The sequence below is a fragment of the Parvibaculum sp. genome (genome assembly GCF_035325945.1).
Classification (GTDB): Bacteria; Pseudomonadota; Alphaproteobacteria; order Parvibaculales; family Parvibaculaceae; genus Parvibaculum.
In genome coordinates this window covers 43,205-54,963 of sequence record NZ_DAOKYX010000005.1, presented here as the reverse complement: position 1 = coordinate 54,963, position 11,759 = coordinate 43,205, and the positions used below count along the sequence as shown (strand labels likewise).

Below are 11,759 nucleotides of genomic sequence, written 5' to 3'. Positions count from 1 at the left end.
CCGGCCTCCGCCATCAGGGCGATGGGTCTCAAGGACGCCGCGAAGGCGCTGATGGAGAAGGCGGGCGTTCCTGTCGTGCCGGGCTATCACGGTGAAATTCAGGACGCGCGTTTCCTCGAGGGCGAGGCGCAGAAGATCGGCTATCCTGTGCTCATCAAGGCGGTGGCGGGCGGCGGCGGCAAGGGCATGCGCCGCGTCGACGATCCCAAGGCCTTCGACACGGAACTCAAGGCCGCCCAGCGCGAGGCGGGTTCCGCCTTTGGCGACGAGCGCGTGCTGGTCGAGAAATATGTCGCGCGGCCGCGTCACATCGAGATCCAGGTTTTTGCCGATGCGCATGGCAATGCGGTCTACCTCCATGAGCGCGACTGCTCGCTCCAGCGCCGCCACCAGAAGGTGATCGAGGAGGCACCTGCCCCCGGCATGCCGGAGGCGATGCGCCGCGCCATGGGTGAAGCGGCGGTCGCGGCCGCGAAGGCGATCGGCTATCGCGGCGCGGGCACGGTCGAGTTCATCGCCGATGCCTCGAAGGGCCTCAGCGCCGATGCCTTCTGGTTCATGGAAATGAACACGCGCCTTCAGGTCGAGCATCCGGTGACGGAGGCGATCACCGGCACCGATCTCGTCGAATGGCAGCTTCGCGTGGCCGCGGGCGAGGCGCTGCCGCTTGCACAAAAGGACATTCCGCTCGATGGTCATGCCGTCGAGGTCCGGCTCTATGCGGAAGATCCGGCCAATAATTTCTTCCCCTCGATAGGCAGGCTCATGCGGCTCCGCCTGCCTGACGATGCCTCGATCCGCGCCGATATGGGCGTGGAGGAGGGCGATGAAGTCTCGCTGTTCTACGATCCGATGATCGGCAAGATCATCGCGCATGGGGAAACGCGCGATACGGCGCTCGCGCGGCTGCGCCGTTTCCTTCAGTCCACGGAGGTGGCGGGGCCGAAGACCAATCTCGCCTTTCTTGCCGCCGTGGCGGGGCACGACGCCTTTCTCAAGGCCGATATCGACACCGGCTTCATCGACCGGCATCTCGCGGCGCTGCTGCCCGCGCCGAGCCTCGATGCACTGACACTGGGTGCGGCGCTTGTCGGTCATCTTGCCGATCGCGCCCGCAAGATTGAAGCAACGCAGCGGGCGACGCGCGATCCCTATTCGCCCTGGGCGGAGAGCGATGGCTGGGTGCTCGGCGGCGGAAGGCGCGAGGTGCTGGCATTCACGGTCGATGGCGAAGCGCTTGCGATCCCCGTGCGGATGCAGGGTGGGGCTGTCCGCTTCGCGCATGAAGGCGGCGAGCATGTCGCCTCCGGCGCGCTCGGGCTCGATGGCGGCCTCGTCGCGACGGTCGATGGCGTGCGGGTGAAGGCGGCCTTCGTGCCTGCGTTGCGCGGTTTCGCGCTCATCCATCAAGGTGTCGTCCGCGACTTCGTCGTCCCCGATCCCCTCGATGTCGATCTTGTGCATGAGGGTGAGGTCGGCGCCCTGAAATCGCCCATGCCCGGCAAGATCGTTGCGGTGCTGACGGAATCGGGAGCGGCGGTCAAGAAAGGCGCCGCGCTCATCGTCATGGAAGCGATGAAGATGGAGCAGACGCTTGCCGCACCGGCAGATGGTGTCGTCGAGGCGGTTAACGTCGTCGCCGGCGATCAGGTGGAGGCAGGCGCGGCGCTTGTCACTTTCGAAGGCGGCGACTAGCGAAGGCGGCGACTAGCCGAGAAACCAGTCCATGATCGCCGCATTCTCCTCGCGCGGATAGGTGTGCGAGAGATCGGCGATCTCGTGATAGGTGACCTTCGCGCCTGCGCCCTTCAGGGCTTCCTCGGCTGAACGCGCCATGGCGGCCGGAAACATCCAGTCGAGCGCGCCATGCACGATATGGATCGGCAGCCCCGCCATGCGCTCCGCGTCCATGAAGCTCAGCAGCATCGGATGGAAGCTCGCGGAGATGGGCGCGAGGTGGGTAAAGGGGCTTTCGCCGGACAGGCCGCTCAAATAGGTGAAGGTGCCGCCGTCGCTCATGCCGGTGAGCAGCATGCGCGATGGATCGACGTTCCATCCCTCGCGCACGAAAGCGAGCATGCGCTCCAGATTGGCGATGTCGAGTTCCGGCTCCATGAGCGACCAGGTGTCGCCCATCGAGGTCGGGCTCACGAGAATGGCGCCGCGCGTTCGCGCCTCGCGGATCCATGTCCAGAGGAAATCGCGGCCGTGCCCGCTGCCGCCATGCAGCGCCATGATGAGCGGATGGGCGACGCCGGCGTCGTAATATTCGGGGACATAGAGCGAGAAGCCGCCGCGCATCGTCTTTTCGTTGCGCGCTTCGAGAATGCCTGCCCGCGCCTCCCCGCTGCGTGGCTCCGTAAGCCGCCGCAGCAGCATCTCGTCGCCGCGCGCCGGTTCCTCGAGGAAGAAGCGGCTGATGGCCGGCAGCATCGGCGCCAGCGGATAGAGCGCCTCCACGGCGCGGACATAGTGGCGAAGGGCGCGATAGGCCTGAAGCACGCCGCCGGCCTCGCCAGCCGCGGTGCGCAAGCCATCGAATGCGCTCATGGTCGAGACTGACGCCGCTTCGAGACGGTCGCGAACGAAGGCGAACCGCTCCGGCCAGTCGATGCGGCGAAGCCCGTCGAGCGCTTCGCGCAGCGGCGCATCGCGCGTGCCGACAGTGGCGACGAGTTCGGCGAGGTGCGGCGGATGCAGATGCCGTCCGGCGAACTGTATCGCCTCGAGCGCGTTGAGGAGCGCGGGCACCAGCGCCACGACCGCTTCGAAGACGGCGTCGTTTTCCTCGCCGCTCATTGTCCGGCCGTGCCGCCGCGCGGCCGAAGCAGGGGAGCGACGATCTCGATCCACCGTTCCACCATGCGCTGTTGCTTGTGCGGATCGGCGGAGTACTGGTCCTGAATGAGCAGGCCACGGAAGAAGATGTTGCTCATCACGGGCAGAAGCTCCGCGTCTTCCGGCTCGCCAATCGCGGATTCATAGGCGGACATCATGTAAGCAACGGCCTGGCGGTGATATTCGTGCAGCGTGCCTGCGATCTGCGCGCGAAGGTTCTTGTCCGTGCGCGAAGCGATCAGGATTTCGAGAAGCGCGCGATATTGCGGCGTGTTGATGTAGTAGGACCAGTTCGTGCGCAGATCGGCCGCGATTACGTCCTTGTCACCCGCATTTTCAGGCAGGCGGCGCTTGGGGCGATTGAGCGTCTTGGAGAAGAGGTGCTGTGCCGTCGCCGTCATCAGATGCTCTTTCGACGGAAAGTGATGAAGCAGCGCCCCGTTGGAAAGTCCGGCCTTCTCGACCACCCGCGCCAGCGTCGTCTCGCCATAGCCGAACTCGACGAGGCAGGTGACGGTCGCATCGCAGAGCGCGTTGCGCGTCCTGAGGCTTTTCGCCTCCTGGCGGCCCAGCGGCGGCGCTTCTGCTGACTTCATCTTCCGCATCGGGGTTCTTTTGTTGGCTGCCGCAAGGGAAGCTTGGGCTCGGCTGTGATGCGCGACATTGAATCCACTTGTTCGCGGCTCGCCGCCATAATAAAAACAGTATGCCCGGTTTGTAAATGTCGCAATAAGGCGTGGCGATCCGGCAGCGAGGAGGGAGGCGGAGAATGTCGAAGAAGGTCATCCGCATCGGCGGTGCGAGCGGCTTCTGGGGCGATGCGGCCATGGCGACGCCGCAGCTTCTGGCGGCGGGCGGGCTCGACTACATCGTCTACGACTACCTTGCCGAAATCACCATGTCGATCATGGCGCGCGCCCGCGCCGAGAAGCCGGATGCCGGCTTTGCGACCGATTTCGTCTCGCTGGCGTTGAAGCCCAATCTTGCCGAGATCGCGCGCCAGAAGGTGAAGATCATTTCCAACGCCGGCGGCGTGAACCCGGAGGCCTGCGCCGCGGCCGTGCGCGCGCTCATCGCCGATCGCGGTCTCGATCTCAAGGTCGCCGCCATCACCGGCGACGATCTCATCGCGAGCAAGGACGAGTTTGCGGCGCAGGGCTTCGCTGAAATGTTTTCGGCCGATGTCTTCCCCGATCCGAAGAAGATCCTTTCGATCAATGCCTATCTCGGCGCCTTCCCGATTGCGAAGGCGCTCGGCGAGGGTGCGGACATCGTCATCACCGGGCGCTCTGTCGACAGCGCGGTCACGCTCGGCGCCTGTATCCACGAGTTCGGCTGGACGCCTGCCGATCTCGACAAGCTCGCGGGCGGCAGCCTTGCGGGCCACATTCTCGAATGCGGACCTCAGGCGACGGGCGGTAATTTCACCGATTGGGAAATCGTCATCGACCGGCTCGAGGACATCGGCTATCCGATTGCCGAGGTTTCGCCGGACGGCACCTTCGTGTGCACGAAGCCGGAAGGCTCCGGCGGCGTCGTCAATGTCGGCACCGTTTCGGAGCAGATGCTTTACGAGATCGGCGATCCTCAGGCCTATATGCTGCCGGATGTCGTCTGCGACTTCTCGCAGGTGGAGGTGGAGCAGCAGGGCGCGGACCGCGTGCTGGTGTCGAATGCCAAGGGTCATCCCGCGCCCGATACCTATAAGGTCTGCGCGACCTATGTGGATGGCTTTCGCGGCGGCCTCACCATGAGCTTCTACGGCATTGATGCCAGCCGCAAGGCGGAGCGTTTCGCCGAGGTTGTCTACAAGCGCGCGCGGCGCACGCTGCGGAACCTCAACCTGCCGGACTATACGGAGGTCAGCACAGAGGTCATCGGCGCCGAGTCGCAATATGGCAGCGCACGCCGCATCGATGTTTCGCGCGAGGTGGTGGTGAAGATCGCGGCCAAGCATCCGGAAGCGGCAGGCATCGGCATTCTGCTGAAGGAGGCGACGGGCCTCGGTCTTGCGACGCCGCCGGGGCTTTCCGGATTTGCCGGCGGGCGGCCGAAGCCGACGCCTGTGGCGCGGCTCTTCTCCTTCGCGATCCCGAAGTCGCGCGTTGCGATCGCCGTCGACACGGACGGTCGGAAGATTGCGGTGGCCGATGAGGTTGGCCGTCCTTTCGATCCCGCCTCGCTCGCCCGGCCGGAGACGCCGCAGGCGGCGGAGACGACCAATCTCGTCCGTGTGCCGCTCGTCTCGCTCGCCTGGGCGCGCAGCGGCGACAAGGGCGACAAGGCGAATGTCGGTGTGATCGCGCGGCGGGCAGAATATTTCCCCTATATCTGCCGCTCGCTGACGGCGGAGATCGTCGCGGAACGCTTCGCCCATTTCCTCAAGGGAAAAGTCGAGCGCTTCGTTCTGCCGGGCCCGCATGCGCTCAATTTTCTGCTCCACAATGTGCTTGGCGGTGGAGGCGTCGCCAGCCTCCGCAACGATCCGCAAGGCAAGGGCTATTCGCAATTGCTGCTCGAAGTGCCGATCGAAGTGCCGGCGGAGCTTGCCCGCCGCGACGGGCTTCCGGCGGCGTGAGGATCGTAACAGGCGACCATCAATTCTGAGAGGGTGCTCGAATGCCACGCTTCGTCTCGAAAATCAGCACGGTGTCTGAGGCGTTCAGAACCAATCGGGCGGAAATGCTTGAACTGACGGCGAAGCTCGAGGAACTGAACGGGCGCTCGTTCCGCGAGTCGGAAAAACGCAAGGCCCGTTTCGACGAGCGCGGTCAGCTGACGCCGCGCGAAAGGCTCTCGCGGCTCCTCGATCCCGGCATGCCGTTTCTCGAGATCGGCAACATGTCGGGCTATCTGCTCGATACGAACGATCCGGCGAAGTCGGTTCCCGGCGGCAGCGTGATTGCCGGCATCGGTTTCGTCGCGGGCGTGCGCGCAGCGATCCTTGTCGACGACAGCGGCATCAATGCGGGCGCCATGACGCATGCGGGCAGCTACCGGCTCCGGCGGTGTCAGGAAATCGCTCTGGCGAAGAAGCTTCCCTTCATCCATCTGGTCGAGAGCGCCGGCGCCGACCTGATGAAATATACCGTCGAAGGTTTCATCGCCGGTGGCGGCCTCTTTGCCAATCTCGCGCGGCTGAGCGCGGCGGGGCTTCCCGTCATCACGGTGCTCCATGGTGCCTCGACGGCAGGCGGCGCCTATATGCCGGGGCTCAGCGACTATGTCGTTGCGATCAAGGGGCGTGGCAAGGCGTTCCTTGCCGGTCCGGCGCTTCTCAAGGCCGCGACGGGCGAGGTTGCGACGGAGGAGGAGCTTGGCGGCGCGGAGATGCACGCGACCGTGTCCGGGCTTGCCGAATATCTCGCAGAGGATGACGGCCACGGACTTCTGATCGCGCGCGAAGTGGTGGCGCGCCTGCAATGGAACGATCGCTGCCCGGCGCTGCCCGCGCGCGACTTTGCGGAGCCTTTCTACGATCCTGACGAGATCGCGGGCGTCGTGCCGCTTGATTACCGCAAGCCCTATGATGTGCGCGAGGTCGTGGCGCGTGTCGTCGATGGCTCCGAGCTTCTGGATTTCAAGCCTGCCTATGGCGTTTCGACCGTCTGTCTGCAGGCGGAGGTTTATGGTCAGGCATTCGGCCTGATCGGAAATAATGGTCCGATCGACCCCGACGGCGCGACCAAGGCCGCGCAGTTCATGCAGCTTTGCGATCAGGCGCAGATACCGCTCGTCTTCTTCCAGAACACGACGGGCTATCTCGTCGGCACGCAGTATGAGCGCGCGGGCATGATCAAGCATGGCTCGAAGATGATCCAGGCGGTCACGAATGTGAGCGTTCCGCGCCTGACCTTCATGATCGGCGCGAGTTTCGGCGCCGGCAATTACGGCATGTGCGGACGCGGTTATGATCCAGATTTCGTCTTCTCCTGGCCGAACACGAAAACTGGCGTGATGGGCGGCGCGCAGGCGGCGCGCACCATGTCGCAGGTGATGATGGCCGGTGCCGCCCGGCGCGGCCTGACGCTCGACGAGGCGCAGATCAAGGCGCAGGAAGACATGCTGACCCAGCATTTCGATGGCCAGTCGGATGCGTTCTACACATCCGGCCACCTGCTTGACGACGGGCTCATCGACCCGCGCGATACGCGCAGGGTTCTGGGCTTTCTGCTCGAGACGTGCTGGGAGGCGCGGCACCGCAAGGTGACGCCGAACAGCTTCGGCATCGCACGCATGTGATTTCGGGAGAAGGGAATATGACGACGCTTCCGGCGACGAACGCACTGATCCTCGAACGCGAAGAAAGCGTGCTGCGCATCTGGTTCAACAGGCCGGAGGCGCGCAATGCGCTGACGGCGGAAGTCACGGGCGAGCTTGCGGCCGTGCTCGACTTGGTACGCGACGACCGCTCCATCCGCACACTCGTCATCCGCGGCAAGGGCGGCGTCTTCTGCGCGGGCGGCGATATCAAGGGCTTCAAGTCAGGCATGCAGGGTTCGGGCAATGCCGATGAGATCGCGCGCGGCAATCGCGCCTTCGGCGATCTCATGATCAAGCTCAACGAGCAGCCTCAGGTCGTCGTCATGCTGGTGGAGGGCGGGGCTGTCGGCGGCGGGCTGGGGCTTGCCTGTGTCGGCGACGTCACCATTGTCGAGCGCGAGACGCGCTTCCAGCTCAGCGAGACGAGCCTTGGCATTCCCCCCGCGCAGATCGCGCCATTCGTCGTCGAGCGCGTCGGCTTGACGACCGCGCGCCGGCTCATGCTCACGGGCGCGCGCTTCAAGGGCGAGGAGGCGGTGCGCCTCGGCATCGGTCATTTCCTCGCCGACGGCGCTGACGATCTCGACCGCATCTGCACCGATGTGCTTTCCCAGATCGCCAATTGCGCGCCCGGTGCGAACGCCGTCACCAAGGCGATCCTGTTCGAGGCCATGCGGCGCCCGCGCGCTGAGGCGCTCGACTTCGCAGCCAGAGGCTTTGCCGAATGCATGCTGAGCGAGGAGGGGCGCGAAGGCGTTGCCGCCTTCATCGAGAAACGCAAGGCGCGCTGGTCGGTATCGGACGCGTGACGGGGGCCACAGCATGAGGAACTTCAGCAAGATACTGGTGGCCAATCGCGGCGAGATCGCCGTGCGCGTCATCCGCACGGCGCGTGCGCTTGGCTATCGCACCGTCGCCGTCTATTCGGAAGCCGATGGCGGCGCGCCCCATGTCGCGCTCGCCGATGAAGCGGTTCTGATCGGCCCCGCGCCGGTCGCCTCGTCCTATCTCGATGCCGAGCGGCTGCTCAAAGCCGCGGCAGCGACGGGGGCGGATGCCGTCCATCCCGGTTACGGCTTTCTCTCCGAGAATGCCGCATTCGCCCGCGCATGCGCGGAAGCGGGGCTCGTCTTCATCGGGCCTTCGGCCGATGCGATCCATCTCATGGGCAACAAGGCGGAAGCCAAGCGCCGCATGATCGCGGCGGGCGTTCCCTGCGTGCCGGGCTATGAGGGCCGCGATCAGTCGGATGCGACCTTCGTCGCGGCCGCGGACGGGATCGGCTATCCGGTCATGGTGAAGGCGGCGGCAGGCGGCGGCGGTCGCGGCATGCGCCTTGTCGAGCGGAAGGATCAGCTCGTCGCGGCTCTCGCCTCGGCGCGCTCCGAGGCGCTCAATGCGTTCGGCTCGGACGAACTCATCCTCGAAAAGGCGGTGCAGCAGCCGCGCCATGTCGAGATACAGGTTTTCGGCGACAGCCACGGTCACGTCATTCACCTCGGCGAGCGCGATTGCTCCGTGCAGCGCCGTCACCAGAAGGTCGTGGAGGAGGCGCCCTGTCCGGTGATGACGCCGGGCCTGCGCGACATGATGGGCCGCGCGGCGGTGGAGGCCGCGCGCAGCATCAAATATGAGGGCGCGGGCACGGTCGAATTCCTGCTCGACCGCGATGGCGAATTCTACTTCCTCGAAATGAATACGCGCCTTCAGGTCGAGCATCCGGTGACGGAGCTTGTCACCGGCCTCGATCTCGTCGCGCTCCAGCTTCGCGTGGCGCGGGGCGAGGCGCTGCCGCTCACGCAGGACGATGTGACGCTTGAAGGGCACGCGATCGAGGTCCGCCTTTATGCCGAGGACCCGTCCAACAATTTCCTCCCCGCGAGCGGCCGTGTCGATGTGTGGCGCCCCGCGAGCGGCGATGGCATCCGCATCGATCATGGCCTGCGCGAAGGGCAGGAGATTTCGCCCTTCTACGATCCGATGATCGCCAAGATCATTGCCTGGGGAAGCGATCGCGACGAGGCGCGGCGGAGGCTCATCCGCGCGCTGGAAGAAACGACCGTCTTCGGCCCGGTGACGAACAAGGACTTTCTCGTCGCCATTCTTGCGCAGGAGCGTTTCGCTGCGGGCGAGGCGACGACGGCCTTCCTTGCGGAGAATTTCGGCGAAACAGGCTTCGAGGTCGCGCGGCCCACGCGAGCGCAAGCAGTGCTTGCCTCCGTGCTGCAATATCGCGCGGCGCGTGATGAAGCGGCCGTCCGTGCGGTGGCGCTGACGCCGAGGCTCAAGGATTGGGCGAGCGCCGGCAGGCTTGCGAGCCGTTTTTCCTATGCGCTGGGCGAGGAAGCGCCGGTCGAGTTCCGCGTCAGCGCGCTGGGCGGCGAGCGCTACAAGGTCGAGGAGAGAGACAGCACCCACAATGTCGAGGTGCTGCACGACGAAGCTGGCGTCGCGCGCGTTCTCATCGACAATGTGCAGAAGACGCTGCGCCATCTCGCAAGCGGCGAAGCGAAGCTCCATCTCGCGGTTGATGGGCGCAGCTTCGTTTTCGACAATCTTCTGAAGCGCGCCAAAGGCGCGGATGAAACGGCGTCGGGCGGGCACATCCTTGCGCCCATGCATGGCAAGATCCTTCGGCTCAATGTCGCCGTGGGCGATGAGGTTGCCGAAGGTCAATCGCTCGTGGTGCTCGAAGCGATGAAGATGGAGCATGAGATCAACGCGACGCGGAGCGGCAAGGTGACGGCGGTGAATGTCGCTCTTGGCGATCAGGTGCCGGCGAACACGCTCATGATCGAGATGGAACAAACGGGAAGCGGAGCCTCAGAGGCATGACGATCAAGCTTTATCACTGCAAGGGCGCGCGCTCGGTGCGTCCTCTCTGGACGCTCGAGGAAATGGGGATTCCCTATGAACTCGAATCGATGAAGTTTCCGCCGCGCTTCTTCCGCGAAGGCTATCTCGATATCAATCCGCTGGGCACCGTGCCGACCATGACGGATGGCGACCTCACCATGACGGAGTCAGCGGGCATCTGTCAGTATCTCGTCGATTGCTACGGACCGACCACCATCGGCCTCACGCCGAAGGACAAGGATTACGGCCTCTATCTCAACTGGCTGCACAGAAGCGACGCGACGCTCACCTTCCCGCAGACCATTGTGCTTCGCTATACGCAGCTCGAGCCGGAGGAGCGGCGGCTGAAGCAGGCGGCGGACGATTATACCCAGTGGTTCTTCTCGCGCCTGAAAAGCGTCGAGCAGGCGGCGGGCGAACGTGAATATCTCTGCGCAGGCCGTTTCACCATCGCCGACATCTGTGTGGGCTACGCGCTCTATCTCGCGGATACGCTGGGCCTCAGGGGCGGCTTCAAGCCGAATACGGAAGCCTATTACAAGCGGCTGAGCGAGCGCCCGGCCTTCCAGCGCGCCATCGCGCTCTGACACGGCGGAGCGGCAGAATGTCACTCAAGTATTCCGGCGGCGAAAGCCCGATCGATTTTGACCACCGCTATATGGGACCGCTCTATACCGACGATCATCGCGCCTGGCGGGCAACTCTCCGCAAGTTCGTCGAGACGGAGATGATGCCGTATGTCGATGCCTGGGAGGAAGCGGGCGAGTTTCCGCGCGAGCTTTACAGGAAGGCGGCCGAGATCGGGCTGATCGGCCTCGGTTACCCGGAAGAATATGGCGGCACGCCTGTCGACGATCCGATGTATTCGATCGTCACGGCGGAAGAGCTGGCGCGGCTTGGCGCCGGCGGCGTCAATGCAAGCCTTATGGTGCATGGCATCGGCCTGCCACCGGTGCTCGCCATCGGGTCCGAAGCGATCAAGTCCCGCGTCGCACCGCAGGTTCTCGCGGGCGAGAAAATCCACGCGCTGGCGATCACCGAACCTTCCGGCGGATCGGACGTGGCGAACCTCAAGACGCGCGCCGTGCGCGACGGCGATCACTATGTCGTCAACGGTTCGAAGATGTTCATCACCGGTGGCATGCGGGCTGATTTCTACACCGTCGCCGTTCGCACGGGTGGCCCCGGCGCCAAGGGCATCTCGCTCCTGCTGCTCGAGCGTGACATGCCGGGCTTCACCCGCACGCCGTTGAAGAAGCAGGGTTGGTGGTCGTCGGACACGGCCGCGCTCTATTTCGACGACGTTCGCGTGCCGAAGGAAAATCTCATCGGCGAGGAAAATCAGGGTTTCCTCGGTGTCATGCTCAACTTCAACAATGAGCGCATCGGCCTTGCCGCGAGCGCTGTGGCTCATGCGCGCGTCTGTTTCGAGGATGCGCTGGCCTGGGCGCGGGATCGAGAGACGTTTGGCAAGCGGCTTGCGGATCATCAGGTCATCCGGCACAAATTTGCCGAGATGGCTCGCAAGATCGCGGCGACGCAGGCATATCTGGAGCAGTGCGTGGTGCGCGTGAAGGCGGGGGAGACGCCGGTCGCGGATCTTTCCTTGCTCAAGGTGCAGGCGACGCTGACGATGGAGTTTTGCGCCCGCGAGGCGATGCAGATCATGGGCGGCGCCGGCTATATGCGCGGCTGCCGCGTGGAGCGCATCTATCGCGAGGTGCGGGTGAACGCGATTGGCGGCGGGTCGGAGGAGATCATGCGCGATCTTGCCGCCCGTCAGCTTGGAATTTGATGGAAAG

General features: G+C 64.8%; 9 protein-coding genes. 7 read left to right on the top strand and 2 right to left on the bottom strand.

Going from position 1 to position 11,759, the window contains the following annotated elements; genetic code table 11:
• The coding region (locus tag PKA57_RS04670) for a biotin/lipoyl-containing protein (protein ID WP_324297994.1) at positions 1 to 1,695 on the top strand (1,695 nt) is incomplete at its 5' end.
• A 12-nt stretch (positions 1,696 to 1,707) separates the two neighbouring features.
• Here the strand turns inward: PKA57_RS04670 and PKA57_RS04665 are convergent.
• Both PKA57_RS04665 and PKA57_RS04660 read right to left on the bottom strand, forming a co-directional pair.
• Positions 1,708 to 2,799, bottom strand: a complete 1,092-nt coding sequence (locus PKA57_RS04665) for a dienelactone hydrolase family protein (RefSeq protein WP_324297990.1) — start codon at positions 2,797 to 2,799, stop codon at positions 1,708 to 1,710.
• On the bottom strand, positions 2,796 to 3,434 hold the full coding sequence (locus PKA57_RS04660; RefSeq protein ID WP_324297988.1) for a TetR/AcrR family transcriptional regulator: 639 nt from the start codon (positions 3,432 to 3,434) through the stop codon (positions 2,796 to 2,798). The genes PKA57_RS04665 and PKA57_RS04660 overlap by 4 nt, the downstream gene beginning before the upstream one ends.
• Positions 3,435 to 3,607: 173 nt before the next feature.
• On the opposite strand from PKA57_RS04660, the gene PKA57_RS04655 reads away from it, so the two are divergent.
• The 6 genes from PKA57_RS04655 (at position 3,608) to PKA57_RS04630 (ending at position 11,752) form a co-directional block, all read left to right on the top strand.
• Positions 3,608 to 5,416, top strand: coding sequence for an acyclic terpene utilization AtuA family protein (locus tag PKA57_RS04655; protein ID WP_324297986.1), 1,809 nt, complete (start codon positions 3,608 to 3,610; stop codon positions 5,414 to 5,416).
• Positions 5,417 to 5,457: 41 nt separating this feature from the next.
• A complete protein-coding gene (locus PKA57_RS04650) occupies positions 5,458 to 7,080 on the top strand; it encodes a carboxyl transferase domain-containing protein (protein ID WP_324297984.1) in 1,623 nt (540 codons plus the stop codon).
• A 17-nt stretch (positions 7,081 to 7,097) separates the two neighbouring features.
• The gene (locus PKA57_RS04645; RefSeq protein ID WP_324297983.1) at positions 7,098 to 7,910 is read left to right on the top strand and encodes an enoyl-CoA hydratase/isomerase family protein; all 813 of its coding nucleotides are present in this window, start codon (positions 7,098 to 7,100) and stop codon (positions 7,908 to 7,910) included.
• Positions 7,911 to 7,923: 13 nt separating this feature from the next.
• A complete protein-coding gene (locus PKA57_RS04640; RefSeq protein WP_324297981.1) occupies positions 7,924 to 9,936 on the top strand; it encodes an acetyl-CoA carboxylase biotin carboxylase subunit in 2,013 nt (670 codons plus the stop codon).
• On the top strand, positions 9,933 to 10,544 hold the full coding sequence (locus PKA57_RS04635) for a glutathione S-transferase family protein (RefSeq protein ID WP_324297979.1): 612 nt from the start codon (positions 9,933 to 9,935) through the stop codon (positions 10,542 to 10,544). The genes PKA57_RS04640 and PKA57_RS04635 overlap by 4 nt, the downstream gene beginning before the upstream one ends.
• A 71-nt stretch (positions 10,545 to 10,615) precedes the next feature.
• The gene (locus PKA57_RS04630; RefSeq protein ID WP_324298131.1) at positions 10,616 to 11,752 is read left to right on the top strand and encodes an acyl-CoA dehydrogenase family protein; all 1,137 of its coding nucleotides are present in this window, start codon (positions 10,616 to 10,618) and stop codon (positions 11,750 to 11,752) included.
• Positions 11,753 to 11,759 lie beyond the last annotated feature (7 nt).

Bases quoted from the DNA above. Each gene is read 5' to 3' on its own strand.
- PKA57_RS04665 (WP_324297990.1), bottom strand. From the start codon at position 2,799: ATGAGCGGCGAGGAAAACGACGCCGTCTTCGAAGCGGTCGTGGCGCTG.
- PKA57_RS04660 (WP_324297988.1), bottom strand. From the start codon at position 3,434: ATGAAGTCAGCAGAAGCGCCGCCGCTGGGCCGCCAGGAGGCGAAAAGC.
- PKA57_RS04655 (WP_324297986.1), top strand. From the start codon at position 3,608: ATGTCGAAGAAGGTCATCCGCATCGGCGGTGCGAGCGGCTTCTGGGGC.
- PKA57_RS04650 (WP_324297984.1), top strand. From the start codon at position 5,458: ATGCCACGCTTCGTCTCGAAAATCAGCACGGTGTCTGAGGCGTTCAGA.
- PKA57_RS04645 (WP_324297983.1), top strand. From the start codon at position 7,098: ATGACGACGCTTCCGGCGACGAACGCACTGATCCTCGAACGCGAAGAA.
- PKA57_RS04640 (WP_324297981.1), top strand. From the start codon at position 7,924: ATGAGGAACTTCAGCAAGATACTGGTGGCCAATCGCGGCGAGATCGCC.
- PKA57_RS04635 (WP_324297979.1), top strand. From the start codon at position 9,933: ATGACGATCAAGCTTTATCACTGCAAGGGCGCGCGCTCGGTGCGTCCT.
- PKA57_RS04630 (WP_324298131.1), top strand. From the start codon at position 10,616: ATGGGACCGCTCTATACCGACGATCATCGCGCCTGGCGGGCAACTCTC.